The sequence below is a fragment of the Allobosea sp. 05L423 genome, from assembly GCF_056397745.1.
Genome location: NZ_JBFTOA010000022.1, coordinates 1 through 26,385, shown reverse-complemented (window position 1 = coordinate 26,385; position 26,385 = coordinate 1). Strand labels below are relative to the sequence as shown.

At 60.4% G+C, this 26,385-nt stretch carries 24 protein-coding genes and 4 pseudogenes; 18 read left to right on the top strand and 10 right to left on the bottom strand.

The window, feature by feature from the left end; genetic code table 11:
- Positions 1-427: 427 nt before the first annotated feature.
- The 3 genes and pseudogenes from AC1DNE_RS26740 to AC1DNE_RS26730 form a co-directional block, all read right to left on the bottom strand.
- On the bottom strand, positions 428-1,552 hold the full coding sequence (locus AC1DNE_RS26740) for an extracellular catalytic domain type 1 short-chain-length polyhydroxyalkanoate depolymerase (RefSeq protein ID WP_476767234.1): 1,125 nt from the start codon (positions 1,550-1,552) through the stop codon (positions 428-430).
- Positions 1,549-1,941 carry a CopG family transcriptional regulator gene (locus tag AC1DNE_RS26735; protein ID WP_476767233.1) on the bottom strand — a complete coding sequence of 131 codons (393 nt, stop codon included), beginning with the start codon at positions 1,939-1,941 and terminating at the stop codon, positions 1,549-1,551. Before AC1DNE_RS26735 ends, AC1DNE_RS26740 begins: the two co-directional genes overlap by 4 nt.
- 208 nt (positions 1,942-2,149) lie before the next feature.
- A pseudogene (locus AC1DNE_RS26730) lies at positions 2,150-2,353 on the bottom strand (VOC family protein); the annotation flags it as partial.
- Here AC1DNE_RS26730 and AC1DNE_RS26725 point away from each other — a divergent pair.
- The 3 genes and pseudogenes from AC1DNE_RS26725 to AC1DNE_RS26715 all read left to right on the top strand — a co-directional run bounded on the left by AC1DNE_RS26725 (position 2,264) and on the right by AC1DNE_RS26715 (position 4,385).
- A complete protein-coding gene (locus AC1DNE_RS26725) occupies positions 2,264-2,596 on the top strand; it encodes a cupin domain-containing protein (protein WP_476841282.1) in 333 nt (110 codons plus the stop codon). The pseudogene AC1DNE_RS26730 and the gene AC1DNE_RS26725 sit on opposite strands and share 90 nt — an antisense overlap.
- A 143-nt stretch (positions 2,597-2,739) precedes the next feature.
- Positions 2,740-3,919, top strand: a pseudogene (locus AC1DNE_RS26720) (pyridoxal-phosphate-dependent aminotransferase family protein).
- Between the two features lie 193 nt (positions 3,920-4,112).
- Positions 4,113-4,385: an HU family DNA-binding protein gene (locus AC1DNE_RS26715; protein ID WP_476767305.1), complete on the top strand. Its 273-nt coding sequence runs from the start codon at positions 4,113-4,115 to the stop codon at positions 4,383-4,385.
- A gap of 231 nt (positions 4,386-4,616) precedes the next feature.
- On the opposite strand, the gene AC1DNE_RS26710 is transcribed toward AC1DNE_RS26715, so the two are convergent.
- Positions 4,617-4,772: a DUF1127 domain-containing protein gene (locus AC1DNE_RS26710; protein ID WP_476841281.1), complete on the bottom strand. Its 156-nt coding sequence runs from the start codon at positions 4,770-4,772 to the stop codon at positions 4,617-4,619.
- 245 nt (positions 4,773-5,017) lie between these two features.
- Positions 5,018-5,383: a 3'-5' exonuclease gene (locus tag AC1DNE_RS26705; protein ID WP_476767308.1), complete on the bottom strand. Its 366-nt coding sequence runs from the start codon at positions 5,381-5,383 to the stop codon at positions 5,018-5,020.
- 149 nt (positions 5,384-5,532) lie between these two features.
- Between AC1DNE_RS26705 and AC1DNE_RS26700 the strand changes: the two are divergent.
- Positions 5,533-6,301: pseudogene (locus AC1DNE_RS26700) on the top strand (transposase); the annotation flags it as partial.
- A gap of 234 nt (positions 6,302-6,535) precedes the next feature.
- On the opposite strand, the pseudogene AC1DNE_RS26695 reads toward AC1DNE_RS26700, so the two are convergent.
- A pseudogene (locus tag AC1DNE_RS26695) lies at positions 6,536-7,039 on the bottom strand (IS3 family transposase); the annotation flags it as partial.
- Here AC1DNE_RS26695 and AC1DNE_RS26690 point away from each other — a divergent pair.
- Positions 6,991-7,533, top strand: coding sequence for a sensor histidine kinase (locus tag AC1DNE_RS26690; RefSeq protein WP_476841280.1), 543 nt, complete (start codon positions 6,991-6,993; stop codon positions 7,531-7,533). The pseudogene AC1DNE_RS26695 and the gene AC1DNE_RS26690 overlap by 49 nt on opposite strands.
- The gene (locus AC1DNE_RS26685) at positions 7,514-8,167 is read left to right on the top strand and encodes a response regulator transcription factor (protein WP_476767302.1); all 654 of its coding nucleotides are present in this window, start codon (positions 7,514-7,516) and stop codon (positions 8,165-8,167) included. The genes AC1DNE_RS26690 and AC1DNE_RS26685 overlap by 20 nt, the downstream gene beginning before the upstream one ends.
- Positions 8,168-9,510: 1,343 nt before the next feature.
- Here AC1DNE_RS26685 and AC1DNE_RS26680 read toward each other — a convergent pair.
- The gene (locus tag AC1DNE_RS26680) at positions 9,511-11,343 is read right to left on the bottom strand and encodes an AAA family ATPase (RefSeq protein WP_476767301.1); all 1,833 of its coding nucleotides are present in this window, start codon (positions 11,341-11,343) and stop codon (positions 9,511-9,513) included.
- 271 nt (positions 11,344-11,614) lie between these two features.
- Between AC1DNE_RS26680 and AC1DNE_RS26675 the strand changes: the two genes are divergently transcribed.
- The 3 genes from AC1DNE_RS26675 (at position 11,615) to AC1DNE_RS26665 (ending at position 14,547) form a co-directional block, all read left to right on the top strand.
- Entirely contained in the window at positions 11,615-11,995 is a 381-nt protein-coding gene (locus AC1DNE_RS26675; RefSeq protein WP_476767300.1) for an antitoxin Xre/MbcA/ParS toxin-binding domain-containing protein, read from the top strand.
- Positions 11,955-12,725 (top strand): RES family NAD+ phosphorylase, encoded by a 771-nt coding sequence (locus tag AC1DNE_RS26670; RefSeq protein ID WP_476767299.1) that lies wholly within the window; start codon positions 11,955-11,957, stop codon positions 12,723-12,725. The genes AC1DNE_RS26675 and AC1DNE_RS26670 overlap by 41 nt, the downstream gene beginning before the upstream one ends.
- Positions 12,726-13,056: 331 nt before the next feature.
- Positions 13,057-14,547: a GSU2403 family nucleotidyltransferase fold protein gene (locus AC1DNE_RS26665; RefSeq protein ID WP_476767298.1), complete on the top strand. Its 1,491-nt coding sequence runs from the start codon at positions 13,057-13,059 to the stop codon at positions 14,545-14,547.
- 1,407 nt (positions 14,548-15,954) lie between these two features.
- Here the strand turns inward: AC1DNE_RS26665 and AC1DNE_RS26660 are convergent.
- Positions 15,955-16,152: a hypothetical protein gene (locus tag AC1DNE_RS26660; RefSeq protein ID WP_476767297.1), complete on the bottom strand. Its 198-nt coding sequence runs from the start codon at positions 16,150-16,152 to the stop codon at positions 15,955-15,957.
- Between the two features lie 136 nt (positions 16,153-16,288).
- Here AC1DNE_RS26660 and AC1DNE_RS26655 point away from each other — a divergent pair, with 136 nt between their 5' ends.
- Positions 16,289-16,534: a hypothetical protein gene (locus AC1DNE_RS26655; protein WP_476767296.1), complete on the top strand. Its 246-nt coding sequence runs from the start codon at positions 16,289-16,291 to the stop codon at positions 16,532-16,534.
- Positions 16,535-18,438: 1,904 nt separating this feature from the next.
- On the opposite strand, the gene AC1DNE_RS26650 is transcribed toward AC1DNE_RS26655, so the two are convergent.
- Positions 18,439-18,912, bottom strand: coding sequence for a hypothetical protein (locus AC1DNE_RS26650; protein ID WP_476767295.1), 474 nt, complete (start codon positions 18,910-18,912; stop codon positions 18,439-18,441).
- A gap of 74 nt (positions 18,913-18,986) precedes the next feature.
- Here AC1DNE_RS26650 and AC1DNE_RS26645 point away from each other — a divergent pair, with 74 nt between their 5' ends.
- Positions 18,987-19,232: a helix-turn-helix domain-containing protein gene (locus tag AC1DNE_RS26645; RefSeq protein ID WP_476767294.1), complete on the top strand. Its 246-nt coding sequence runs from the start codon at positions 18,987-18,989 to the stop codon at positions 19,230-19,232.
- A gap of 550 nt (positions 19,233-19,782) precedes the next feature.
- On the opposite strand, the gene AC1DNE_RS26640 is transcribed toward AC1DNE_RS26645, so the two are convergent.
- The gene (locus AC1DNE_RS26640; protein ID WP_476767293.1) at positions 19,783-20,049 is read right to left on the bottom strand and encodes a WGR domain-containing protein; all 267 of its coding nucleotides are present in this window, start codon (positions 20,047-20,049) and stop codon (positions 19,783-19,785) included.
- Between the two features lie 397 nt (positions 20,050-20,446).
- On the opposite strand from AC1DNE_RS26640, the gene repA reads away from it, so the two are divergent.
- The 7 genes from repA to AC1DNE_RS26605 all read left to right on the top strand — a co-directional run bounded on the left by repA (position 20,447) and on the right by AC1DNE_RS26605 (position 25,931).
- Positions 20,447-21,649, top strand: a complete 1,203-nt coding sequence (repA, locus tag AC1DNE_RS26635) for a plasmid partitioning protein RepA (RefSeq protein ID WP_476841279.1) — start codon at positions 20,447-20,449, stop codon at positions 21,647-21,649.
- A 75-nt stretch (positions 21,650-21,724) separates the two neighbouring features.
- A complete protein-coding gene (repB, locus tag AC1DNE_RS26630) occupies positions 21,725-22,726 on the top strand; it encodes a plasmid partitioning protein RepB (RefSeq protein ID WP_476767291.1) in 1,002 nt (333 codons plus the stop codon).
- A 156-nt stretch (positions 22,727-22,882) separates the two neighbouring features.
- The gene (gene repC, locus AC1DNE_RS26625) at positions 22,883-24,112 is read left to right on the top strand and encodes a plasmid replication protein RepC (protein ID WP_476841278.1); all 1,230 of its coding nucleotides are present in this window, start codon (positions 22,883-22,885) and stop codon (positions 24,110-24,112) included.
- A gap of 35 nt (positions 24,113-24,147) precedes the next feature.
- Positions 24,148-24,414: a hypothetical protein gene (locus tag AC1DNE_RS26620; protein WP_476767289.1), complete on the top strand. Its 267-nt coding sequence runs from the start codon at positions 24,148-24,150 to the stop codon at positions 24,412-24,414.
- 93 nt (positions 24,415-24,507) lie between these two features.
- Positions 24,508-24,822 (top strand): AcrVA2 family anti-CRISPR protein, encoded by a 315-nt coding sequence (locus tag AC1DNE_RS26615; protein ID WP_476767307.1) that lies wholly within the window; start codon positions 24,508-24,510, stop codon positions 24,820-24,822.
- Positions 24,823-25,020: 198 nt separating this feature from the next.
- Positions 25,021-25,452 carry an antitoxin Xre-like helix-turn-helix domain-containing protein gene (locus AC1DNE_RS26610; protein WP_476767306.1) on the top strand — a complete coding sequence of 144 codons (432 nt, stop codon included), beginning with the start codon at positions 25,021-25,023 and terminating at the stop codon, positions 25,450-25,452.
- Entirely contained in the window at positions 25,449-25,931 is a 483-nt protein-coding gene (locus tag AC1DNE_RS26605) for an RES family NAD+ phosphorylase (protein WP_476841277.1), read from the top strand. The genes AC1DNE_RS26610 and AC1DNE_RS26605 overlap by 4 nt, the downstream gene beginning before the upstream one ends.
- The last annotated feature ends 454 nt before the right edge of the window (positions 25,932-26,385 follow it).

The window sequence follows — 26,385 nt, the reverse complement described above, 5'->3', positions numbered from 1 at the left end:
AGCCAGCGGCACTTCACTCGGCTTTGCCTGACAAAGTACGGCGCGGCTTTTTTTGGGAGATCGGGCTCCTCTTCAACTCTGCGCATTTTAGCGCGCAGCCGAGGAATCTCGCTTTTGGCATCCAGCCACTCGTTCGTTGCTACTCGGATTTGTCGGGGAAGCGAGCTTGACCCACTTGTAAAGGCTGTGTGCCTAGACGCCCAGGCGCGCCGCGACATCGGGCACGGAGTACCCCGCTCAGCGACGTGTCTGATCCACGAAGCGATCCGATTGCTTCCTGGAGCCCTCTCTCCTCGCGGAGAGAGGGCTTCACTGCGTTCATGTGCGACCAGTTGCAGTATCCGGTAGCTGCCCGGACGCGCCACGAACGCGCAAATCCGAAACCGCCGGTTTTGAGCGAGAAAACTTCGTCTCGCGCAAGCTCTCTTCAGCCCTCGAGGAAAAAGCGGACCATTTCGCGTGAAGCATCGGGGCCCGTCGCATCGGTATAGCTTCCGCCCCGGTCACCGCCCGACCAGGCATGGCCGCCGCCGTGGATCAGCCAGTGCTCGGCGCGTGCACGAGCATCGCCATGTCGGATCAGCGAGCGCGTCACGCGTTTGCCATTGATCACCGAAACGGTCTGAAACTCCGCTGGCTTCCCTTGCGCGGACCCCGCCAGATCGAAAACAGCCTTGCCGTTCGATGGATGAACCGTGGCGTCGGCGGTTCCGTGGAATACGATCTTCCTGACGGGCGAATGGCCTTTTACTGTGGCTTGCGTATTTCCCTTCATGGCGGCGAACGCGGACATGACGTCGTGCGCCACGCCGTGAGGCAGGCCGGAATGGATGCCCGCTGCGGAAAAGACTTCGGGATAGGCCGAGGCCAGGACATCGGCCATGGCGCCCCCCGCCGACAGGCCGGCAACGAAGACCCGCTTGCGATCGATCTTGAATTCCTCAGCCAGTTCTTGAGCGAGCCCGGCCAGAACGGCCGGTTCGCCTGCGCCCCGCCGCTGATGGCGAGGGTCGAACCAGTTCCAGCACCCCTGCGCATTGGCCGATTTCGGCTGCAGCGGGTAGGCGACGATCAGGCCGAACTCGTCGGCCAAGGCATTCATCCGGGTCCCGCGCGCGAAATCATCCGGGTTCTGTGTGCAGCCATGCAGCATCATCACCAGCATAAGCTCACGATCGGCCTGCTCGGGCGGCACGTAAAGCTTGTAGGCCACCAAGCCGACGGCTGATTTGAATCTGCGTGCCTGGAAGTTTTCACTGTCCCGCGCATCGTCCGTGACCGTGTCGCCATGGCTCGGCGCGTGGACGAAGCTCGCCTGCTCCTGTCGAAGCTTCTGCAGCATCGCCCGGAGACCACGCGCGGGCGTTGCTTCGGGACCGTCCCCGCTTCGTATGCCGCTATCGGGATCGGCTGGGCGTATCGCGCTGCGTCCGGCCAGAGCATGCTGTATCGCAGCCGTTGCACCCGTAACGTCCGATGTTCGCAGGCGGCTCAGGGCTTCGCCGATGGCGGCGTGAAAGCGCGGATTCATGGCGAAGGACCTTTGGGTCATGTCAGTCGATCGGCCAGGGCGGCCCTGATCTCGGGGGAGGCGTGAAGAGCCCCGAGGATGGTGAGGGAGGCGATGGCCTGTCGCGCCAGTTCCGGGGAGACGTCGCCATCGATCACGGCCAGGCCGAGGACACGGATTTCGAGCTGCTCGCCGGCGGCGACCACGGCTTCCAGGTCCCGGCGCGTGAAGGTCCGCAGTCCCAGTTCGAGCGACAGGCGCGTCGTCGCCTTCGCGGCGACATCGGAATGGGTCGAAAGCTGGTTGCGGATCGCGGTGCGGATGAAGTCCGACCGGTTGGAGTAGAAGCCGTCCCGGACCAGCAGGTCGATGCGGCCGAGATCCACGAAACCGAGGTTTAGCGTTAGCTTCTCGCTGTCAGGAGTTTTCATTTTCAATCCATATACCATCTCTACAGATGGTATATGGATGTCTCAGCGCGTCTATCAAGAGGCTTTCTGCTCTGCACGAGTGGTTCCCGACCATCAACGGCTCAGCCACAGATCTCGCAGACACAGACTTCCGATGGGAATCGTCGGTTGTTCCGCCCGGGATGGCGCGCTGGTGCCGAGCTCGTTGCGCATCGTTAAAGGGCCAAGCCTACTTCGTCGGCTGAGAGCGCGCGGTGAGCTTGTTCCCATCGGGGTCGCGAAGGTATGCGACGAAAGCACCATTGGGACGCTCGCTCGGCGGGGTTTCGATGGACTTTCCGCCATGTGTCGTTCCGGCATCGTGCCAGGCTTGGACATGCTCTCGGCTAGCCGCAGCGATGCCGATTGTCCCGCCGTTGGCAAAGGTCGCCGGATGCATACGGTCGAAGAAATTCTGGAGGTCATTGAGGGGCAGGCCGAGATCCGCATCGAGGACGAGGTTATGTCGGTCCTGCCCAACCAGTCGGTCATCGTGCCCGCTGGCAGCCGTCATGGATTCACGAACAGCGGAGCCGGGACACTGAAAGTTCGAGCCACTCTCGCTTCGCCGGTTTTCGAGGCCAGCTACGACGACAGCGGAGAGCTGAAACGGAGGTACAGCCCGAACGCCTCATAGAGATATTTGGGACGCCACCTGCCGATCGAGTCGGCACACGCGTCATGCAGAGCGAGATGTCGAGCAATGCGCGCACGCACTTGCCCGGGAAACGCGCTTGGCGGATCTCTGCTGTAGTGATTTTACTGTCTTGAGGATTCGGCATGTCCCTGGCGAATGGTCGGCCGCTTCTCGCGATGCCAGGCCCCACTAATATTCCCGATCGCGTGCTCCAGGCGATGATGCGGCCGGCTGAAGAACTCAGTTCCGACAGCATCGTGAGCCTGACCGAAACGGTTCTCTACGATCTCAAGCGCGTCTTCCGGACTGACGGCGAAGCCTTCGTATATGCCGCCAACGGCCATGGTGGATGGGAGGCGGCCTTCACCAATGTTCTGTCGCGAGGCGACAGGTTCTCGTGCTCGAAAGCGGCCGCTTCGCCGTCGGCTGGGGTGAGATGGCCCGCTTCATGGGCGTCGATGTCGAGATGCTCCCCGGCAGCTGGTGCCGGGCCGTCGATCCCGCAGCAGTCGAGGCTCGCCTGCGCGACGATACGCAGCACACGATCAAGGCCGTGATGGTCGTTCAGATTGATACCGCAGCCGGCATCGTCAACGATATCCCGGCCATTCGCAGGGCCATCGACGCCGCCGGTCACCCCGCTCTGTTCATGGTCGATGCCATTGCCTCCCTTGGTTGCATGGAATTCGAGATGGATGCCTGGGGCATCGATGTCGCTGTTTCGGCCTCGCAAAAGGGACTGATGTCATCGCCCGGCTTGGCCTTCGTCGCAGCCAACAAGAAGGCATTGGCAGCCCACAAACGGGCTGACATGCGTAGCGGGTATTGGGATTGGAGCGGCCGCATGAACGTGCTGGCCTACATGAAGCATTGCGGCACTGCGCCTGAGCACTTGCTATTCGGACAGCGCGCAGCGCTCGATATGATCTTCGAGGAAGGACTGGAAGAGATCTGGCGCCGACATGGCTTGCTCGCGAAGGCGACGCATGCCGCAGTGGAGACCTGGGCGAGCGGCCAAGCGTGGCCTTCGGCGTCACCGAGCCGCGGGAGCGCGCGGCCTCCGTGGCGACGATCCTGACGCCCGGCTTCGACGTCGCCACGATAACCGATTTCACGCGCGACATCTGCGGCGTCACGCTGGGCCTAGGCATCGGCGATTATTCCGGCAAGGCCTTTCGGATCGCGCATATGGGCCACTTCAACGCAGCTTCGTTGCTAGGGACGCTCGGAGCAATAGAGAGGGCGCTACAGGCCAAGGAGATACCGCACGGTTCAGGCGGTGTTGCAGCGGCGGTAGCGAGCTTGGCTGCCGTCGCTGGTTGAAGCCCGTCCAAGCTGATAATCGGAGCCTGCAGATGAGCGATCTGTGGACGTGCGTAGCAGACCGTCTCAAAACTGCGGCTCTGCATGGACAAAGCGCAGCACGTAGTTCCAAAACTGCTCGGTGCGATGTCGACCCGTGCCAATGGTGCTCGGATGTTAGACATCGGCATAATGAACTGGTTTGGAGAGATGTATGACCAAGAATGAAATGATTGCGGCGATCGCGGAAGACACATCCAAGTCCAAGGCCGACGTTTCGGCGATCCTGGCCTCGCTTGCAGACGTAGTATCGAAGTCGTTGAAGTCAGGCGGGGATGTCACGCTCGGTGGAATCGGCAAGCTGTCGTCGGCCAAGCGCGAGGCCCGTCAGGCCCGTAATCCGTCGACCGGCGCCATGATCGACGTTCCTGCAAAGACTGTCGTGAAGTTCAAGGTCGCGAAGGATCTGGCGGACGCCGTCGCCTAAGATATCCCGCGCCGAGTGCGCTACCCGGCGAGGCCGCCGCCGATTGTACGGACGGGCTGAGTTGGCGGCGTGTTGGCAGCGACCTCTCATGCGGAAGTAGCCTCCAAATGCAAAATGCCCGCCGATGGCGGGCATTCGCTCTTCGACCGAAGCTCAAGGGGAGGGAACACGAGCTTCGGGAGAAACTACTTGGAACTGGCCGCGTCCGGTGACGCGGTTCTATTCAGAGCTTCACGCCGCAGCGTGCGAGCGAGCGACGAAGTCAATCTCTGAGCGCGACAGGCCGAGATCGTCGAGCTCACGGTTGGTCAGACGGGAGAGCTCGCGAACGGTCTCGCGATAGCGGAGGAACGCGCGGATCTTAGCGGCGATCATGGTGACGAACATGGTGATCTTCCCTAGCGAATATTCCGGACCGGGGCGGTGCCCACAGCGACAATCTCGTTGTGCAGTGCATTTAGGGTGGTCACCGTACGGCAGGTAGCCTCCGGAGGGCAGTTCTGATATGCGTTTTATGCATGAATTTTCCTGTTTTGCGCCGATCTAGGCATTTGTTATGCGCTCATTGCAAGCCTGGTTGCAGGTGAAACCGAACGCAGTCAGCGGCGCGAAAATGCATCCGAGTCAGAAAGCTACCGATGCAGACGCATCTCTGCTAGTTCCGCATCGATCAGCTTCGTCTGCAACTCATCGACGAAGATTGAGCGGCCCATCACCCACGGGCCGCGCCAATGTTGAATCCAACCCGAGTAAAGCAAGTGCACAGCGTCTCGGGCTCGCGTTAGTCCGACGTAAAATACACGCCGGTCCTCGGCTAGCTGGCCTGGAGTGGCGTTATTCCAGGGCAATGTGCCTTGGTCCAATCCCAGCATGATAACCACGTCGAACTCGCTGCCCTTTGAGGAGTGGAATGTGAGCAGATTCAGATGGTCGGGCGATCCGTCCTGTCTTCCGAGCTCCCCAGTCGTGAAACCAGTGAGAGCCCCTCCTGACTTCAGCGCCTCGGCTAGCTTCGTATCAAACGGCGCTTCTCACGATGTAAAAGGCGTTCGACGACGGAGAACCGCAGATGGTCACTTCTGCTGGCGACCGCTAGGCGAAGAGCGTCCTCTAGCGGCAGTGGGCTGAGCAGCAAGTGGCTATAAAACCAGCTGTTGCTCCCGTCGCCGGTAATAGCCGGTCGGATTGGTTCCTGGCGCTGATCGAGCGCTTCCCGACGCCCTGCAGCATCACCGCACTGGGGCGAGAGGCCTTCGCACTCGAGGCCTGGCCTCTGGTCGGCCGCAAGGTCTCCAAGGCACGGCTGATCAACGACATCTACGAAACGGCATGCACATCGATCGCATTGCCCGTGCCGGAGGAGAGCGCGGCGATCTCGATGTTCCGCATGATCATTGTCCAGGCGCGAGGGCTGATCCGGGAGCGCAACCGGATCGAGGAGATCGCGCAGGCCACGCTGGCCGATCATCACGATTACCAGTTGCTGCGGCAGATCCCGGGGATCGGACCGATCAACGCCCTGACCATTCTGGCTGAAGCCGGCGATCTGCGGCGGTTCGGCCACCACCGCCAGTTTCTGAAGTTCTGCGGTCTTGACCTCGCCACCTGCCAGTCCGGCACATTCCGCGGCCGGACCAAGCTGTCGAAGTACGGCAACGCCCGTCTGCGCCGAACCTTCTGGATGGCGGCGCAGGTCGCCGCTCGGCAGCCCAACAACAGCTTCCGCGATAAGCTCGGCCGCTACGTCGCCGGTCACGCGGACGATGCCGATCGCCGTCGCAAGGCGATGACTGCGCTCACCGCCAAGATGGCCCGGGTGGCGCATGCCGTCGTCAAGACGGGGACAGAATACCGACCGTTCCTGGAGCGGTCGGATGCCAGGTGGAAGGACCCCTCTCTGCAAGTGCCGTGAGGGCGCGACAAGCGACCCTGTAGATAATGTTCGGGCCTTCCACCTGGGTGCGTATCTCGTCTTGAGGACGGTGAGGACCACGGCCGCATAGGCGCCGCTGGATCCTGTGTTTGCTATGGCTGGGAGCGATCCCGTTGACGGTGGAAACCATCTGGATCAGCTTACTGCCGACGTCGGCGCTCTGCCGGCGCGACGAGACCTGTTGGCCAAAGCCCAAAGCCGCGTCCCGACATAGGACGTTGTCTGAACGCACATGACCCGGCACACCGCGCAGGATGAAGAGGTCCGAGAGGACGTCGATGACATCGGTCGACCTGAGCCGCCGATCGATGCGGATCGCCAGGCATTCCCGGGTGAACTCGTCGATCACGTTCAGCATGCGGAACTTCCGGCCGTTGTGGGTGCGGTCCTCGACAAAGTCATAGGACCAGACGTGGTTGGGATGCTCTGGCCGCAGCCGCACGCAAGATCCGTCGTTCAGCCAGAGACGCCCCTTCTTCGGCTGCCGCCGAGGTACTTTGAGCCCCTCTCGCCGCCAGATCCGTTCGACGCGCTTGACGTTCACGGCCCAGCCCGCCGTGTGCAGCAGGGCCGCGATCCGCCGATAGCCGTAGCGCCCATAGTGGGTGGCGAGCTCGACGATATCAGCCGTCAACGCCGCTTCGTCAGCTCGCCCCATTGGCTGCTTTCGCTGTGTCGAACGATGCTGCCCCAGAACCCGGCACGCCAATCGCTCCGAAATCCGCGCCGCGTCTCGATCGCGTTCATCTGGACCAGATCATTCCGGTCGTGCTCGATCTTCTTCAGGGCGAATTCGCACGCAACGGCGTGGTCGCCAAAGCCGAGTTCGGCGACCACGGCATCGCCATCCAGGGCGACAGCACCCAGTTGCAGCAGGTCGTCCTGAATCTCGTCATGAACGCAGTCGAAGCGATGGCCAGCACAGCCGACAGCTCCCGACGCCTGATCGTGCGCGCCGAGATCGGCGACAGCGACGCGCGCGTGACGGTCGCCGACACCGGGCCAGGCCTCGGCGGCACCGATCCGGATCGCCTGTTCGAGGCCKTCTTCAGCACGAAGACCGAGGGCATCGGCATGGGTCTTTCAATCTGTCGCTCGATCATCGAAGCCCATGGAGGACAAATCTGGGCATGCAATGGTGAGCCGAGCGGCAGCGTCTTCAGCTTCACCTTGCCCCTGGCGGAAGGATACCGCGTTGAACGCTCAAACGGCTAAAGGAGACGGGGCCAGAAACGTCGTCGTCGTCATCGACGACGACGAAAGCGTGCGCGAGGCGCTGCGCGGCCTCTTTCAATCGGTGGGCCTGGTCACCGAGATCTACGGTTCGGTGCAGGCGTTCCTTGACGCCGGTCGGCTGGAGCGGACGGGATGCATCGTTCTGGACATTCGCCTGCCGGGCCGCAGCGGTTTGGAGTTCCAGGAGGCGCTGGCCAGAAGTGGCGCGGCTCACTCGGTCGTGCTGATCAGCGGCCACGTCGATGTTCAGATGGCGGTTCGGGCGATGAAGGCAGGCGCTGTCGATGTTCTGACCAAACCAGTGCGCGAACAGGACCTTCTGGAGGCTGTCAACAGGGCGTTGGCTGCGGATAAGCAACGCCGCGAGGAAGCCAAGGGCGAGGATGCGCTCCGCGCGCGATACGATACGCTATCCGAACGTGAGCGGCAGGTGTTCGCTCTGGTGGCGACTGGTTTGTTGAACAAGCAGATCGCTGATCGCGTCGGCATCACCGAGGCGACGGTGAAGCTTCATCGCAGCCAGGTTATGAAGAAGATGGAGGCCCTATCTCTTCCCGACTTGGTACGGATGGCTGACCGACTAGCCAAGGCCGGGAACAGCCCGGAGCTCTGAGCCGGACTGTTCCGCTGGTGACCAAGCGCGCCGCCGCCGGTGACGGAATTGGCTAGACGCGCCATGTGTGGATGGCTCTCCGTTGGCAAGGGTTATGTTGGACTGCGGCAGAGCTGGTCGGTGCGGCCATGTGTTCGACCTGTTGATGCGGCACATAGAGCCGCTGGCCATAATGCCTTCCGCGAGGACCGGTCCCTACCAATTACACGCGCTTGGAGGCGCAGTGGCGCAAAGGGGTTTTCCTGTCCTTCGGTATTGACCGGCTGAATGCGTTAGTCCGTCAGAGCTCTTTGCCTGTGCGCTCGAAGAACAAATCGAGCGCTTCCGAATGTGCCTCTGGGCTTCGTACGAAATGAGCGAGTCCCCCCGTCTCACTATCGATCGATAAATCGACGATGCGGAACTACACCGCGCGATTATATGGGCTAAACGACGCCTAATCGGGCTACACGCCAGGGGTGCGACCTTTCTAATGGGGTGCTACAGCCATGATTCGCATAAGCTATCTTATGGAACTTCCGGGCAGATCGAATACTCCTAGGAGATATTGCGAATTCGCTTCCGGCCTTCGACTTACCTTTCATATGGACTGCGGAGGATTGGCTTTTGCGCAGCCGTCATCGACCGATTATTCCGCTGGGTGGTGGGTAGGTCCATAAGGGCGGAGATGACCGCCGGGCTCGTGACCTATGGGCTGATGATTGCGGTCTGACGCCGGGGATCGTCGGATGAGAAGCTCATGAACGACAAGGGCGTCACCTACTCGGTGAGCCGCTAGGGTGATGTCCGGGAGAATGCCGCGATGGAGAGCTTCTTCTCATCATTGAAGACCCGTTCAGATCAGAGGCAGAGTTTGCCGGACACAGGACGGTGCTTGTGCCGACGTGGTCGATTACATTGAGCGGTTCGACAACGTCGCTCGCAAGCGCTCGACTGTCGGCTCCATGGCCCCGTCGAGTTCGAAAACAAGGTGGGGTTAGCCTACCCAATTCTCCACGAAACCGGCAGCAGCAGGCCATCGCTGGGTCGCTGCGTGCTCTTATGGGGCTGGCCGGTCCACGCCAAGCGTAGATGTGTAGCAAAAGAACTTCACTATCCAGGCAAATTCGCTTTGTTGCTAACCAGACGAGGCGCGAGCTTGCCAGGTCCCCGCGTGCGGGGATAGGCTATACTGCGAAGGGCCGCCCGCGTCTCGTCACTCGCTAGCCGGGGGCGAAGCAAAGTGGTTTTGCAGGAAGCGGATTCAATTAGCGAGCGCGAAGTGATCGCCCTGACGGGCAAATCTAACCAGTCGGAGCAGCGGGTTACGACTGAATGAAGAGCGAGGACGCGTTGCCGGATTGCTAATCAGGCACGATCTTCGCCACGAGGCGTCTCCTCATATCGCGCTCGGCGAGCTCGCGGTCTTCGCCCTCCAATGTATCAAATTGCTCGATCCAAGGGAAGCCGCGCGACAAAACCATCTGATCAGTCACGCCCAGCTGCGCGATACCGATCTGAACGGCGCCGCAGTATTGGTTTGGGTCCCCTTTCCTGTAAGCAAAAAGCCAATCGCCAATAAGATCCGCGCGCATATTCCCGCCGTCCAAGGTCTTTAGTGCTAGCTTGCAGAGCCGCCAGCGATCATCGCTCCATCTGCTCAGTGGAGTCTTGTGAGGGCGTCGCGGGTCTTCACAAGCGAGATCAATGATCTTTTCCAGGTCGTTGGCGCGCTGCTTCAGCAGAGAATTGCCGTAGAACATCGCATCGAACTCGGCCGATGCCACGATCGTCGCTCCCGTCTTCGCCCGGCAGATGCCGTTCAGGAACGAGATGAAGGGAGGCGCCGCCACCTTAGCGGGGTCCGACCAACCAGCCGGCATGTGAACAATCACATGCTGGGCCTCCGACCCTTGCGCCAAATTGGCTTGGTAGGCTCGAACCCCTGCGGCGGTCAGCTGCTCCTGCAGATCCTGCGACCACACAATCGCGATGCAGTCCTTATGCTTGGCCGCCTCTGCGTAAATCGCGTGGAAATCCTCACCCTCTCGGCATTTCTGAAGTCTTACGGCCTTCTCTGGCACGACGCGCTCGATCTCGGGAATGAACGGTTTCTGCGTTGACGAAACAAACTGCCCCAGAAGCCTGATCGCCGGACTTGATGTCCGCCAGGACTCCGTCAACTCGATTAGGGGCGCGCCAAGAGCCGCGAGCGCGCCAAGCAAAGACTCACCTGGCTTAGCCGCGCTCTGGCCAGCGTCCCCAGTCAGATAGAGCTCTGTCGCATCCCGGACGTAATGCAGGATGCCTGGCTTCACCAATGAGGCTTCGTCAATCAGGACGCGCGAGCGCCGCCGCAAATCACCGATCTTTTCAACGACCTTCACCCGGTCGATGATTCCCAGTTTGTCGACCAGCTGTCTGATCTGTTCGCGGGACCCCGGCGTCGGCGAGAAGGCGTAGATTCGCCCTTTTTTTTGGCTCATCATTTGAAGCGCGCGATGGGTTTTTCCAGCACCTGGTACGCCGATGAAGATGTGGATGGGCTCGTCTGTATGATCGCGTGGCGCCAGAGCGGGCAGCACGCCCTCGGCCGTCTGGATGCCCTCCGCCATTTTTGCGCCACCGCTATAAAGAGGCCCGGAGAACTGAAGAAAATCCACGGAGAAAGTCGATGTGTCCGGAGGGATTGGTTCCAAAGATGCTATTCGGGTCTCAATCCAGGCGTGGATACCATCAATAGACTGTCCTGCCGAGGTCTGTTTCTCTGGGGTATGCTTCGTGCTGTTCCGTGAACGTTTGTCGTCTGGGTCAATGGACGTTTTCAGGAATGGAAACCGAATGGTTCCCTTCAACAGGCCTTTATCAAACTCATGCTTGAATACGGACGCTTTTACGGCAGCCAGTGGTGGTAGCTCGTCCGTTTCGCCCGACATAACATGGGGCAGATCAAGAGCTTGCCGCATCGTTGCTTCAAGCAAGTTCACCGACGATTGATAATCAAGAAGCCGGGGAAGGAGTGCCTCGAGCGTCAATCGCCTTCTTGAAACAAATGCAAGCTGTTTGACCAGGCGATCGCGGTCTATCCGGGCGCCAAAGCGTTGAGCCGCCTTATCACGCCGAGCCCGCATGCGCTCGCGATCGCGCTCGCGTTTCCTAAGCGCTGATGTGCTCAATTCTTCCGAACTCTGGGCCACACAACCACTCCTTTCACCCTGATTCATCACATATGACGCGATCGAACCTTTTCAATTTGATCACTCGACGTGTTTGATGCGCAGCGATTGCGCGTAGTTTGTTTCTGCGGGAGGTTGTAGTCGCCGCCCCGGTACCGCCGATGACACACTTGCGGTGCTCAATTCGGCGCGAGGCCGAGTAGCATCCCTCATGGGATGCCTGAAACCAAAAGCGCGCCTATCTTTCACGAGAAATTTTCCTGTGCTATTCCTTCATGGGAAAGGAGCTAGTATGTCAATGCTACCCGGTCACGCTTCCCGGCCCGAGGCCGGTCCGGTTATTACGAAGGCCACCATTCGCGCGGCTGATCAGCTTCAGGTCACGGCACGAACATTGGCCGCGATCATAGGCATTAGCGAAAGCACTGTATCGCGCATGAAGCGTGGTGCTTTCGGCCTGGAGCTCGGCACCAAGCCGTACGAGCTCGCCATCCTTTTCGTGCGGCTTTTCCGCTCTCTCGACGCAATCGTTGGAGGCGACGATCAGGTCGCAGCGATTTGGCTTGCTAATCCCAATACCGCTCTCGGTGCGCGGCCGATTGAGAAGCTGCAAACTGTGAGTGGACTCGTCGATGTCATCGCCTACCTGGACGCGCGTCGCGCTCTCGTCTGAGCTTCAGCCCTTCGAGGGCTCGTGCTGGCGCCTCGTCGAGGCCCAGCACCGGATTTCATCGCTGAAACTTACCGACACCCTCGCCGAGCAGGCATTGCTGGAGAACCTAGTTGAGGAATCGAAGCCGCGAGTTCCCGCGGACTGCCGTCACCTCGACTTCCTCCTCGCAACGCCGTTCCGATACGGCGCGGTCTATCCACACGGATCGCGCTTCCGGCGCGGCGGGCGGACCGCCGGCGTCTACTATGCTGCCGAACGCGTGACGACGGCGATCGCTGAAATGGCCTTTTACCGGCTGCTATTCTTCTCCGAATCTCCCGCGACGGCCTGGCCGTCCAACGCCGCCGAGTACACGGCTTTCTCGGCTTCTGTCGGAACACCGTCCCTCCTCGATCTTACTCAGGAGCCGCTTTCCAAGGACCCAGACATTTGGTCTGACCTCATTGCTTATGAGGGCTGTCAGGCGTTCGCGGAGGCGGCTCGGAATGCGGATGCCGATGTGATCCGCTACCAGTCGGTTCGCGACCCCGCTAAAGGCAGCAATCTCGCGATCCTGTTCTGTCGCGCATTTGCGACGAACGGGCCGGTTGAACGGCAAACTTGGCGTATACGTCTCAGCGCATCGGGCGTCCGTGCCCTATGCGAATTCCCACGGCAAGCACTCGAATTTGGACGCGAGGCTTTTGTCGCTGATCCGCGCATCGCGGGGCTGAACTGGGATCGTGGGTAGGAAGGTCTTCCCCCAGGTGGCTGCGCGCCATCACCGGGTTGGATGTGGCGGCTGACCACCCGCTAAGGGTTTATGACGCGAAGGTAAATGGCGATCTCAACCTCGCGGAAGACGAATTCGACGCGCGCGCGCCACCTGCCTTATCGAACGGTCTGCCCTAAGAGAACCGGTTTAGCCGGCGTTAGCAACCGGGCCGGTGCAGCTTCCCTTTTCGCCACAAGGCCAATACCGATTTGTGATAAATCTCCGATTTTGACCACAAATTTGACTTGTGTTCATATTGCGGAAATTACAACAAGTGGAAAGGGCCGCCGTGAAGAAGGTCTCTACGGTGGAGGGCATCCTGTTCGCCGAACTCGCCGAGCGTGCCTATGACGCCGAGTTCGATAATCAGTTCCCCCTGAACGGGCAGTTCTCCAAGGAGAAGCGTTCCACCCGGGAGGGCGCGATGAAGGAATACTGGTACTATCAGGGCTATCGGAAGGCCACTTATGAAGGCCCCGGCGCGCGCTATCGCATATATGCGGGTCCGGCCGGCGATCCAAACCTGGAGAAGCGGATCGAGACCTTCAAGACCCTGAAGATTGATGCGCGCGACCGATCGAGGATGGTCAGCCAGCTGAAGTCCATGCGCAATCCGGCGCCCGGTCCGCTCGAAGGAGGCATCGTCAAGGTCCTGGCCGAAGAGGGCATCTTCCGCATGCGCGCCCTCGTCGTCGGTTCCATGGCTTACCAGACCTATGGCTCTCTCATCGGCGTGAAACTCCCCCTCGCCCAGAGGATGACGCAGGACATCGACTTGGCCCAGGATCACGGGATCTCGATCAGCATCGACGATAGGACAGGCGATCTGCTCAAGGCGCTTCAGCGCTATGACGAGACCTTCCGTCCTGTCACGCACATCAGCGACAGGACGAACTGCACCAGCTACGCCAACGCTCAGAATTTCCGTGTCGACTTCATCACCTCCCATCGGGCTTCCGACGAGGTCGGCGATCGCGTCACCACCCTGCCCTCCTTGGGCTGTGTCGGCGCAATTCCGCTGCGCCACATCGACTATCTGATCAAGGATCCGGTCAGCGCCGTCATCCTGCACGAGTCCGGCGTCTCCGTCCGAGTCCCTCAGCCGGCGCGCTACGCTGTGTATAAGATGATCGTTTCCGGCATGAGGCACGAAAGCGGCCGCAAGAATGCAGCCAAGGATCTGCGGCAAGCTGAAGACCTGATCCAAGCTCATGAGGTCGCGCGTCGCGGTCACGACATCGCAGAGGCCTGGATGGAGGCCTGGGAGCGCGGACCCCACTGGCGCGAGGAACTCGCCAGGGCAGCGCTGCGGTTGGAGCCCGGAGCCCGGGAGATCCTCAGCCGCAATGTGATGCGCGTCAGCGAGAGTCATGGCTTTCTGACGTGCGCCGAGCCCACTCCGGCGGTCAGTTCCGTTCTCAAGCCGCGATCGACGGCTCAGCCCGCCAAGGCGACCGGCGACTTGGTGAGCGTTACCGTCGCCCGGACAGATGTCGGCGACGCGCTGAGCGCGATCCGTACCGGCACAGCCACGAAGACGCCCAATGCGCGGCTGCTGATCAGATTCAAGGACGCGATCGTGCAGCCTGAGCGGAGCCGGGACGCCCGAGGCAAGATCGTCGAGACAGGCGGAATCCTCAGCGGCGGCGAGGCGCTCGCAAACCTGATCGCCATCTTCGGCCACGTCGAAAACATGAAGATCTTCCTGCATCCGGATAAATCGGAGCAGGCCCTCGCCATGGCCGATCCTGACATTGCAGACCTCTATCAGGCGGCCAGTACCGATCCACAGCCCTAGCCAATGTTCCGGGGAAGCAGACACCTGGCACTTCACCCTTTACTGCAGTGCCTCCGACGAGGGTCCACTCCCGCTGCACGATGGCGTCCTTGAAGGTGACCAGAAGCCGCGCGTAGGGCGTCTTCGCGGCCGTGCCGCTGCGGATCGAGTTCAGCGCGTCGGCGACGTCCTCCCGGGCGACAACGACGCCGATCAGGTCGCTGGTCGCCTTTGCGGGCTGAGCCGTCGATCGTGGCTTGAGGACGGAGCTGATCGCCCGAGAGGGCGCGGCATCCGTCCGGAAGCCATGGGTCTCGCTCACGCGCGTCACGTGGCGGCTGAGGATGTCCAGCGCGCCGGGCTCCAGACACATCAAGACCGACGAACAGCTCCATGGCAGTGGCCTCCTGACCGGTTGAACGGTGGAGCCTGCCCGGAATACTATCCTCCCGTCACGCCCAGATCGGGGGAGAGGCCGGTGCCCCAATGATCCGATCTCTTTTTTTTGGCCGCCGCAGCTATGGAACGCGGCCAACCTGGCCCCCGCCACGACAAGGCTTTGCCGCGTTGTGCGTCGGCCGTGAGGACGGCGCGCGGGCTGCCTTGACGCTGTTCGGCGAGATCTCTCGGCTGTGCCCGAGAGCACGAGATCAGACCGCACCAGCGTCATGTCGGGATGTTTCCTGGCCTCCTCACACAGGCCGCCGTAAGCAGCCTGTGCGACCCGATTTCGGGGAGCGCGGAGACAGATCCCGATTTTTCCAAGGTGCCCTCCAGGGCCCTGAAAAAGGCGTCTGGCGTATAGCCGGAACGCAACCAAATCGAGCCTGAGAACACGGTTTTGCCGAGGCCGGAAACTTTTTCCGGACCGGTAAATTCGCGTGGCAGCAGGCAGGCTCGATTGGGTCGGAAAACGGGGCTTGTCCCAGGTTTTTCCATCCTTACCAATTTGGGAAGGATAAGCCTCGCAGAGCCCACAGCTGAAGGCAGTAAAGACTGGAGCCCCGCTCCAGCTTTACGGTATTGGGCCCATACCTGATTACGTCTAGGGTATAGCCTTCCAGCAAGCCCTGGAAAAGCGCGACACACGATAGGTGGGGGAGCGTGTGTCGCTATGGTGCGGAAGGGTAGGAAAAAGGGCCCTAAAAGTGCGCCGAAAATAGGATGGTAAAGAGCGACACACGATGGTGGGGAGAGGGTGTGTCGCTCGGGTGAATCAGCTCTGAATCGAAACGGCCCGACACCGCTGAAGGAGAGCCCGGAAAAGTGCGACGCGCGGTACGCGGGGATCGTGTGTCGCTCCGGGCGAAAGCTTCTCGTTGTCGGGCATAAATCCGTAGCGCTGAATCAGCGGGGATAGCGGCGGGCGAGAGGGCGCGCGGCGCTGATAGATGACTTCCGCAGGCCTGAGGGCTGCGGCGTCTTATGTCATGATTTGCGGAAGGGAACCCGCCGCCGCCCGATGCGCATCCGTGACGGATCAAACGCCGAGAACATGCCGTTACAGCGTTCAAGCTCAGCGCGGGCAATGGCGCTAGAAGCCTGGCGCGCATTATCCTCGTCCCGTGCGAGCTGCTTGGCGCGCTGGAGCTCATCGAAGTTAAAGGATGCAATTTCCGGAGCCATTGGGGCGTCTCTGTGCCTCGTCCATTTACGCCGCTAGACCAGTTTGATCAACAGGAACGGGTTTTGGTTCCCGCGTTCCGGCAGCTATACGAGCCGGCGCTCTTGCGCGCGCGCATCGTGACGTTGCGTACCGACGGTGATCACGGTCGCGGAGTTGCCAGCGCAGATGATTTCGGAGAGCCGCGACACCCAAGGCAAGATCACCAAGACAGGCAAGATTCTCGGCGGCGACGAGGCCCTCGCAAGCCTGATCGCTGTCTTCGGCCACGTCGAAAACATGAAGGTCTTCCTGCATCCGGATAAATCGGAGCAGGCCCTCGCCATGGCCGATCCGGACATTGCAGACCGATATCAGGCTGTCAGTTCCGATCCACAGCCATAACCACTGCTCGCCAGCCGCGCCGATCGCGCGGCAGCTCCCGGTTCTGATCGACGAAAAAATCTGGGCGAAACCTAGATTTATCAGAATCCCCAGGGAGAGATCCGTCGCGCTGCTGCGACGCTCGATCAGGCCTCCAAATACGAAGGCGACCTCTAAGCCGGATCAGCCAAGAAACCCCCTCCCCTCTCCGGGCGGGGTTTTCTCTTGGTCGTCCGACCCATCCTGGAGGACGGCGCGCGCTGCATAGACGTCGAGTAAACCCGCTAGGGTGATCAGGGCAAAAACGCTGGGAGCATAATCCCCGGCGGAGCGGATAAATCGGCAACGGCAGAGTGGCAGTAACGGGAGAGGCCAGCGCTGCGAAACCGCACGTCAAAAGCCGCTTCCGCACGTCGAAAGATGCTTATGGCGCGAGGCCCAGGTCGAAATTCGACTACGGTCCCCTCCGCGCAGATCGCCGCAACAGCGGCATCGCGCAGGCCTGATCGTCAACACCCCCTCAGGCCAAACCCCGCTCATTCCGCGCGGGGTTTTCCTATGGCCGATTGGCCAATCCCCTCCTCCGACCTTGCGCAAGCGCATCCTCGGGATTGAGCTACAGAGCAGCCGGGCCGCCTGATTCATAACGCCCCGCAACCGACCGACCCGGTCGTCTCTCATGCCTAACGGCACCTCGATTTTCCGATTCAACGAGGGCGCTGACGCGGCGCCGGTACCACCGATTCATACCGGCGGAAGCGCCTGACGGCTGCCCCTCTCATGCATCAATCCGTTCGACGCTCCGCTGCGGTTCACCGCTGATTCAGCGCTACGGACTCATGCCCGACGACGAGGGGCTTTCGCCCGGGGCGACCCACCCAACCACAGTACAATGGGTCGCACTTCTCCGGGCTCACTTTCAGTTCTAAATCCAGCCATCGATTCAGCGTCGATTCAACAACGCTACCCCTCCAATCCGCCTTCGTTGGGTAGCTCATTTCCATGAGCTGCTTCGGTCTCGATTCGGGGCTGACTTTTCTCCCCTTTTCGACCCCCGCTACCCATTCACCCTCAATACATTGGGTAGCTATTTTCCAGGCAGCGCTGAAAGACTGTACTTCAGACGAATACAGCTATGGGCCCAATACCGTAAACGTTACGCGTGCCGCGTATCCTTTACTGCCTTCGGCTTTGGGCTCTGCGAGGCTAATCCTCCCCAACTTGGGGAGGATGGAAAAACCTGGGACAGGCCCGGTTTTCCGACCCAATCAAACCTACCGCTGATGTCGCGTTTTCACCGGTCCGGAAAAAATTTCCGGCCTCGGGAAAAGCGCGATCTCAGGCTCGATTGGGTTGCGTTCCGGCTATCCGCCGGACGCCTTTTCCAGGGCTCTCAGAGGCTCCTTGGAAAAATCGTGCTGCTGTCTCCGCGCGCCCCGAAATCGGGTCGCACAGGCTGCCAAAAGGCGGCCTGTGTGCGGAGGTCAGGTGGCATCCCGATATGCCGCTGCCCAGTGCGGATCACAGCGCTCTCGGCCTTGGCCAAGAGACCTCCCTGGTCAGCGTCAAGGCACCCCGCGCGCCGCTCTTACGAGCGCCGCACAACGCGGCAAAGCCTTGTCGTGGTGGGGTGCCAGGTTGGCCGATTTCAATTGCTGCTGCGGCCAAAAGAAAAGGCCCGGGAAACCCGGGCCTCATTCGTCTCTGCCACCTTCCTCATTGCATCAGTGCAAGGTATGCCCACCTGACTGTGCCTTGCGCTGATCCGCCTTGATCTGCATCAGCTCGCGGAAGGCTGGGGGCCGGCGTAGCCAGCGCGCTCCTATGCAGCATTCACGAACGTGGCTTCTGCCAAACTGTCAAAACCTTCGGCAGTTGCGTTTTAGTTCTGCGCCGACAAATCCGTTAGACGGATTGCATGGCTGTCATTTCCCAGATTTCTGACGTGGCACATCCCGAGCCTGTGTGAGCAGCTGCATCAATTCTGCGTTCTGCTTCCGAAGTTGTGCAAGCTCGGCCTCTAGCTGACTTATTTTCAACTGGTCCGGCTGCCCCATCGGCAGATTTTCCAATCCTATCCACCTCACCAGAAAGTCGACGATCGGGTGATAGCCGTGAAGCGTTACCTTTGCTTCCGTTCGATTCGTTCGGTTGTTGCCGCGCTTGAACTTCGGCGCGTGGCCTTGGGCGGCGCACCAGCCATCGAAAATTTCCTGCCAACTATCGCGGTTTGTCAAACTTCCGAACACGTCTACCACGAGAAGATATTTGACCCGGTCGCTATCGATTAGCACCCACTCGATTTCAAGCCTGAGTTTGGAAAAGCCGCGCGCTGGGGCAGGAAAGCGTTCCATCAAAATTCGCACCACCTGCGCGCTCATGATCAGTTCGGCGGTCATAACCTCAATGTGCGATATAGCGCAACGCGGTATATCGCGTCGCGATAAAAGGCTCGCCGCCGATAAATGCGGAAATGGATATTAGACAGGTGATCGCCGCAAACGCGCGAGCTGCCAGGCTCACCAAAGGTCTCACCCAAGCTCAAGTCGCGCAGCGTCTCGGCGTCGACAGAGCGCATGTGAGCGCCCTAGAGATGGGCCAGCGAAACCCGACCGCGACCAGCCTCTGGCAAATTTCTCAGGCTTTAGAAGTTAGGGTCCGCGACCTCGTTGATGACGGCCATCCTTTCGGAAATCCAAGTTCGGTGGACAAGCTGTGACGGGCTGGGCATGGCCTCAACAACAGCAAACTGGTGCCGCCACGCAGGCTTTCAGATGACCTCCACCGATCCGCCGAGTTCTGAGAGGTTCAGGGGGATCCTCCCGTTGGATTGGTCTGTTCTGAACTATGGCCTTTGGCGGACAGAGGACCGCAATACCAAGAAGTGCCATAGGCCCGAAGATATGTGGCATCGGCGGACGGTCGGAAACGATCGCCCAGTCGCCCTCCCCTCAGTTCGAGGGCTCCGAGCCAAGTAAGATCCTCCGCCCCAAAAGGGCTTCGATGCTGGCTCCAAGGTTATGGATCACGCGTGAGGGAGCTAGGGTCTGGACTTCGGTAACGGGCCCCTCTCAGTCAACTGGATTCTGGCGCAGATCATCGTTCGGCCGCCCTGATCGCGCGGTCGCGTGGCGATCCACATTGGCCGACACCGTCCAGCCTGGCTGGCTACGCGCCCTCCACCGGATCGAAGGGGAATCGCCTCACGCGGTTGATCTTGTTGGGGATCACCGCGAGCGTGCCCCCGGAGGTCTTCGGCATCGAGGACATCAGCATTGTTCCGGCCCAGACTTACTGGTCGGTTGACGGGGGACGTAGCCTCGACGTCGCTTTCGCTCGAGCCAGATCTCCAGGGCTTCCCTGGCTGAAGCGTGGTCGCAATGCAGGTCGACGCGGCTGCGCCCTCGCCTACCAATCCTGCCCCAGTGGCGAACGAGGCTGAGCTCGCCCCACAAGGTTGGCTCTATTGAGAGCACATAAAACCGATGCATATCGCGCGTCGGGTCAATTCTATCCAAGACAACAAGGTTGAGCATGACCCGCGCCGCTGATTGACAGGCACGGCAGAATCGTCGGTTCCTCCCTTCATGGTCCAACGCATTTTGAGAATCGATCAACGGCAAACGATTCCAAATCGGAATGCGAGACAGCTTCGAACTGCGAAGCTTTTCAAAGAACGTGGCTGTCGGCCGATGCTGCAGTTCGATTGACAGCTGTACGGAAGCTCAAATTATCCCGACTTATAAATATGTTACGCCTCTCTAAGCCCGATGCTTTAACCGGGCGTTCCGCGGAATTTTGCGTTTACTTCTCGTTAACTCAAAATCGGTTGCCGCCTCGGTCGAATCAGGCATAATTCACGCTTGCAATTCCCGTTGCTCCGGAAAAGCGTCACTGCACCGGAAAAGCGTTATTCCGATAGGCGGCCACTGGATGAACTTCGCGAACATCAGCGATGATGCCGGCAAGCTTTTTCATGAGATCATCCTCCAGCAGGGGGAGTTGATCTCGGAGAAGCTCAACCTGCTGCGAATCCAGCATTACCCACCCAACGCGAAGAAGGGACTGCGGTCGTTCTCGCTTAGTGAAGTCGCCTATTTCCTCGGAGTTACCCCGTCGAACGTCAAAAAACTTCACTTGGAAGGTAAGGGGCCGACGCCTACCACGACCTCCTCAGGGCGACGCACCTACACTGCCGAACAGATGCTTGAGCTTCGGCAGTATCTAGACCGCCACGGACGGTCGGGTGTGAAGAAGTATGTGCCGCACCGGCGACCCGGCGAGCCACTTCAGGTGATCTCTGTCGTGAACTTCAAAGGCGGCAGCGGTAAGACGACAACGGCCGCACATCTCGCGCAATACCTCGCCCTCACCGGCCATCGGGTTCTTGCAATCGATCTGGATCCGCAGGCATCTCTATCGGCACTCCATGGCATTCAGCCGGAGCTCGACAAGAATCCTTCACTCTATGACTGTCTGAAGTACACGGCCGATCGGGTACCGATCTCAGACGTGATCTGGCCCACCAATTTCCCTGGTCTCGACATCGTACCCGCGAACCTGGAACTCCAGGAATACGAGTACGATACGCCGATGGCGGCGCAGCGCTCGATTGAGGGGAAGCAATTCTTCTTGCGGCTGAGCGCGGTGCTGAAGGAGGTAGATGATCGATACGACGTTATCGTTGTCGATTGCCCGCCCCAGCTTGGCTATCTCACGCTCACGGCGCTCACCGCCTCGACGTCTGTGATCATCACCATCCACCCGCAGATGCTGGACGTGATGTCGATGAGCCAGTTCCTCTTGATGCTCGGCGGGATCCTGGGCTCCATCGTGGGGCATGGTGCCGACGTCAGGCTCAAATGGTTCCGCTATCTCGTGACAAGGTACGAGCCGACTGATGGGCCCCAGGCTCAGATGGTTGGGTTCATGCAGGCCATGTTCCCGAAGTTCATGCTGTCAAACCCGATGCTGAAGTCGACGGCCATCGCCGACGCGGGCATCACGAACCAGTCACTGTACGAGCTCGATCGGTCCCAGTTTACCCGTCAAACCTACGACCGAGCGATCGAGTCATTAAACGCGGTGAACGAAGAAATCCGTTCCCTGATGCATGACGCTTGGGGCCGGAAATGACGACCGAATTGACAGCTGTACGGGAAGTCAAATCGCTTCAACAGTTCAACACGTTACGCGGAGCTACGGGCAAAAATGGCGCGTAAAGGTCTGCTAATGAGGGCGATCGAGGCCCCGGCCGAAGGCGTTTCGGGGCCTCTGTCTCCAATCCAGGAGGCGCGGGCACTGTACGCGAACCGCGGGGCGTCTCGCGCCATGAAGCAGTCAATCGAGGAGATGGCAGATAAGGTGAGGCTCATCGCCGACGGAGAAGTCGTCGTTGAGCTGGACCCCGATCTCGTTGACAGTTCATTCGTCGCAGATCGCGTCCACGACGATGAGGAGGCTTTCGCTCTTCTCAAAGAGGGAATTGCGAAGCAGGGGCAGCTTCAGCCGATCCTGGTGCGCCCCCATCCTGAGGTTGCCGGCCGGCACATGATCGTCTTCGGCCACCGCCGCCATCGTGTTGCGAAGGAACTCGGAAAACGCGTCAGAGCCGTCATCCGTTCCTTGGACGATGTCGCGCACATTGTCGCTCAGGGCCAAGAGAACGCGCGGCGGGCCAACCTGTCCTACATCGAGAAGGCGCGCTTCGCAGACAGCCTGCGCAAACTTGGGCATGATAGGGCGATCATTATGGCTGCCGTCAGCGTTGATGACACCGTTGTCGCGAGGATGCTCACGCTCATTGAGATGATTCCGCATGTTGTTCTCGAAGCGCTCGGGGCTGCCAGAGGCATCGGTCGGCCGCGCTGGGAGGACCTAAAGCAGCTGATCGCCCATCCGACAAAGCGTGAAACAGCGATCGCTATCGTTAATTCCGCCGAGTTCGATCAGACGCCGATCGCTGACAGGTTCAACTTCCTCGTCGATCGGCTCAAGAAGGCGCACAGGGCGCCCAAAAAGGCGAGGGCCGCAGAAGGCCAATGGACGCCCCCTGACAATCGTGTCGCCGCGAACTTCAAGAACACGGGCCGAACGTTCAGCCTCTCCCTCAAGTCTAAGGATGCGGGCGAGTTCGGCAATTTCATTTCGAGCAACCTGGAGAAGCTCTATCGCGACTTCAGGGAGACGAAAGATCGCAATCAAGGAGACTGACCGCAAAAGAAAACGCCCCCGAAACGGCTGTTCCGAGAGCGCTCTCTGTCTTAAGCAAACCGAGAATCGCACTTCCTCGAATCACCGTCAAGAGTCTCGTGAGAGATTTGCGCCATTCGGCGAGCGGCTTTCTTTTGCCTGAATAGGGCAAGGGACATGGAAACTCGACTCTCGACGACGCCCTTTGGGCGGCGGCCGCTGACGCTTGCACTTGTGGCAAGCCAGGCCGAAGCAAAAGCACGCCCGCCCGAGAAAGCGGTTCATAAATGGGAGGCCTTTCGCGCCATCTGCACCGCGAAGGAATTGCTAGGCGTCTCTGAACGCGCTCTGGCCGTTCTGGATGCGCTCCTAACTTTCCACCCCGAGTCCGTCCTTACGGGAGAGGGCCTCATCGTCTTCCCTTCGAACCAGCAGCTCTGCCTGCGGGCTCACGGGATGGCGCCGGCGACGCTACGGCGGCATCTGGGCGCGCTCGTTGAGGCTGGCCTCATCATCCGACGCGACAGTCCGAATGGTAAGCGCTATGCGCGGAAGGATCGCGCGGGTGACATCGAGCTCGCGTTTGGTTTCGACCTGGCGCCACTCGTCACGCGGGTCGAGGAATTTGAGCGACTGGCCGATGAGGTCCGTGCCGAGGACCGAGCGCTGAAGCTCGTGCGAGAGCGGATCACGATCTGTCGGCGAGACATCTGCAAGATGATCGCAACCGGGATGGAGGAGGGCGTTCCAACGCGGCGCCGAGGTGCCGGCCCTGCGGATTGGGCCGAGCTCCATGAGCTTTATCAGAGCATCGTCGGACGGATTTCACGCTCCGCAACGCGCCAAGTGCTCGAGCCGATTGCCGTGGAGCTGGGCCTCCTTGCGGACGAGATCCTCAACCTACTGGAAGATCACGTAAAAACGCAAAATCTTAGCACCAATGAGTCTCAAACTGAGCGTCACATACAAAATTCAAATCCAGACTCTTTCATTGATCTTGAACCACGCTCTCCAGAGAGCTGGGGGGCAGGGGATGGGATTTCTTCCGAACCGGCGCGGATGCCGGATCGGGCGTTCCCGCTTGGGATGGTTCTCGACGCTTGCCCCGACATTATCGACTACAGCAAGGGTGGCGTCGCGAATTGGCGCGACTTCCAGGCGGCCGCTACACTGGTGAGGCCCATGTTGGGGATCAGCCCGAGCGCCTGGCTCGAAGCTCAAAGCGTGATGGGCGAGATCGACGCCGCAATTGTCATCGCCAGCATTTTGCAAAAGGGCGAGAGCGTTTCCAGTGCCGGCGGTTATCTCCGCGCACTCACCCGGCGGGCAGAAAGCGGGGAATTCTCGGTCGGACCGATGCTCATGGCGCTGATCGGCACCAGAAGGCGAGAAAAACAACGGGCATAGGCGTTCGGCGAAGAGGCGGGGATAGGTGACGAAGAATGCCTCAGCAAATTCCCGAGCAAGGAGTGGACATGCCGCGGATTGTGTTTCGCCCATATCGCGGCGAGGACCGTGAAGAGCGGATCGAAAGCGATGCCGCGCAGAACGCGCTCGCGGAGCTGCTGGCAGGGGAGGGGGGCTGTCACGGTGAGTTCGTTGCCATCCATCCGGCGATCACGCGGCGCGAAGCACTCGGCCACCCCTTTTGCCTGACAACCGGTGGGAACGGAATCCCCAAGGATCTATCCACGCCGATTCTGCTGTAGTTTCGGGCCCATTCGAAGGACCGCCTATCATCATGACGCGGAAGCTCCGCCGGCTGCGGCAATGCGAAAAGTGCCCGTGGAAGGCCTCAACCGATCCCCACGAGATCCCCGACGGCTATAGCGAGGGGCAGCACCTCGCGCTCGCGCGCACGATCGCGAAGCCTGCGTCCGCGAACTCGACGGCCCCGTGGTGGCCATGGCCTGCCCCGAGCACGCGCTTGGAGAAGAAGCGCACTGCGTCTGAATGCGAGCGGCTATTTCGCCCTGAGGACTTTGAGCTTCTTGAAGGCGACAGCCTCCTCATCTCTCACGACCAGTGACGAAAACGTCCCGTCGGGTCGTGAAGTTGCGCCGCACTGGCGCCGAGGCCATTGGTGGCGGCAACCCTTCGGAGTCGGGAAAGTCTAACGTAAGCTTCTCGGGATACAGCCTGTCCCTGTGCGCGCAGATCGCGGGCAACCACAACAAGGGCATCTCTACTCGGTCTAGCAGCGCCCGGCCGCGGTATCTTTGGGGGAAGGACGGCGCTGGCGACTGTTCGGGCTCGAACCTTGTCGATGGCCTCAATTGAGACTATATCCGGTATCAAGTGGTATGGAGGCTATGATGCTAGCATTCGCAGATATTGCCGACGTGCTCGGTCTTCCCGCTAAGGAGGCTGCGGCCCGTTCCCCCTTCGGGTTGATCTCCCGGATCGAAGATGGTCTGCCGTTTGGCTCGCTTGAGCGTGTGGCGCGGCTTATCGCGCCCAGCGATGCCCAGTTCAAGTACAGGCTCATCCCAAAGGCCACCTACGAACGGCGCAAAAGCGCGCATCGCCTCTCATCGGACGAGGGGATTCGCCTGGCGCGGGTCGCGCGCGTCTGGGGCCTCGCGCTCGATGTCTGGCAGAATGAGGACGATGCACGGGACTTCCTATTCAGGCCGCACCCGATGCTGGAAGATCGGCGTCCGATCGAGGTGGTCATTCATAGTGAGTTCGGCTCCGAGCTCGTCCTCGACGTTCTCGGTCGCCTGAAATATGGCACCGCTGCGTGACCGCGCAGATTCTCGACCGCACCCTGTCGGGCTTTCGGATCGGAGACCCGACAGGCACTTACCCCATTTTCGATGCGACCGGATCCACCATTGCGCCTGGGCGCTGGAATACGACGGGGAGCCCGCTGATCTATACCAGCGAGCATTTCTCGACGGCACTGCTCGAGAAGTTGGTGCATGGCAGTGGGCGTCTGCCGCCGAACCAGCACTTCGTCCAGATCACCTTTCCGAAGGGGCTGAGCTACGAGACCTTCTCGTCGGCGGCGCTCCCCCGATGGGACGAGATGCCTGCGACAGTAAGCAAGGCATTTGGGGAACGCTGGTTTGCGGATAAGCGCAGCGCCATCCTCCTTGTCCCGAGCGTCGTCGCACGCCTCGACCGAAACATCCTCATCAATCCGACGCATCCCGAATTCCGGATGATCCAGGCGAGTCTACATGAGCCCGTCTACTGGGATCGCCGCCTGTTCGGCGCGTAGTTCGTGCGGGCCGAAAAAACGACCTCGTCAGTTGCCCAATGAGGCGGCTTTACTCCGAATTCCAGGGCGAGGGTTAGCAAAGTCCTAATGGCCGCCTACGGGCTTCCTTGGGCCTTTGCGCGAGCGATGCGCCGGCCCTGTCGTAGCCCATTGCACTGTGCTTTAAGGGACGAGTAGCCACGGAGGTACGCGCTGCCGAAATCGGCCACCTGCCGCTGCCTAGTCCGGCCGCGCTGCCCGACCATCCGCTCATTCCGCCCATTATCGCCGAAAAATTGAAGTTCCGAGGCGCGTCGTTTTTACGCCCGATAATGCAAGATTATCGGTCATTATTCGTTTTCGACGCAGTGTGCGCTTTGACTTAAAAATCATGGTACCAAGCGCACAGTCGGTCTATCCTTCGCTCGATGCTCGGTCCCGATTCAACGCCCTCCGCCGTCTGGAGGCCGCCTGC

Bases quoted from the DNA above. Each gene is read 5' to 3' on its own strand.
- AC1DNE_RS26740 (WP_476767234.1), bottom strand. From the start codon at position 1,552: ATGACCCAAAGGTCCTTCGCCATGAATCCGCGCTTTCACGCCGCCATC.
- AC1DNE_RS26735 (WP_476767233.1), bottom strand. From the start codon at position 1,941: ATGAAAACTCCTGACAGCGAGAAGCTAACGCTAAACCTCGGTTTCGTG.
- AC1DNE_RS26725 (WP_476841282.1), top strand. From the start codon at position 2,264: ATGTGTCGTTCCGGCATCGTGCCAGGCTTGGACATGCTCTCGGCTAGC.
- AC1DNE_RS26715 (WP_476767305.1), top strand. From the start codon at position 4,113: ATGACCAAGAATGAAATGATTGCGGCGATCGCGGAAGACACATCCAAG.
- AC1DNE_RS26710 (WP_476841281.1), bottom strand. From the start codon at position 4,772: ATGTTCGTCACCATGATCGCCGCTAAGATCCGCGCGTTCCTCCGCTAT.
- AC1DNE_RS26675 (WP_476767300.1), top strand. From the start codon at position 11,615: ATGTCAATGCTACCCGGTCACGCTTCCCGGCCCGAGGCCGGTCCGGTT.
- AC1DNE_RS26670 (WP_476767299.1), top strand. From the start codon at position 11,955: ATGTCATCGCCTACCTGGACGCGCGTCGCGCTCTCGTCTGAGCTTCAG.
- AC1DNE_RS26660 (WP_476767297.1), bottom strand. From the start codon at position 16,152: ATGGCTCCGGAAATTGCATCCTTTAACTTCGATGAGCTCCAGCGCGCC.
- AC1DNE_RS26650 (WP_476767295.1), bottom strand. From the start codon at position 18,912: ATGACCGCCGAACTGATCATGAGCGCGCAGGTGGTGCGAATTTTGATG.
- AC1DNE_RS26645 (WP_476767294.1), top strand. From the start codon at position 18,987: ATGGATATTAGACAGGTGATCGCCGCAAACGCGCGAGCTGCCAGGCTC.
- AC1DNE_RS26640 (WP_476767293.1), bottom strand. From the start codon at position 20,049: ATGCTCAACCTTGTTGTCTTGGATAGAATTGACCCGACGCGCGATATG.
- repA (WP_476841279.1), top strand. From the start codon at position 20,447: ATGAACTTCGCGAACATCAGCGATGATGCCGGCAAGCTTTTTCATGAG.
- repB (WP_476767291.1), top strand. From the start codon at position 21,725: ATGGCGCGTAAAGGTCTGCTAATGAGGGCGATCGAGGCCCCGGCCGAA.
- repC (WP_476841278.1), top strand. From the start codon at position 22,883: ATGGAAACTCGACTCTCGACGACGCCCTTTGGGCGGCGGCCGCTGACG.
- AC1DNE_RS26620 (WP_476767289.1), top strand. From the start codon at position 24,148: ATGCCTCAGCAAATTCCCGAGCAAGGAGTGGACATGCCGCGGATTGTG.
- AC1DNE_RS26610 (WP_476767306.1), top strand. From the start codon at position 25,021: ATGCTAGCATTCGCAGATATTGCCGACGTGCTCGGTCTTCCCGCTAAG.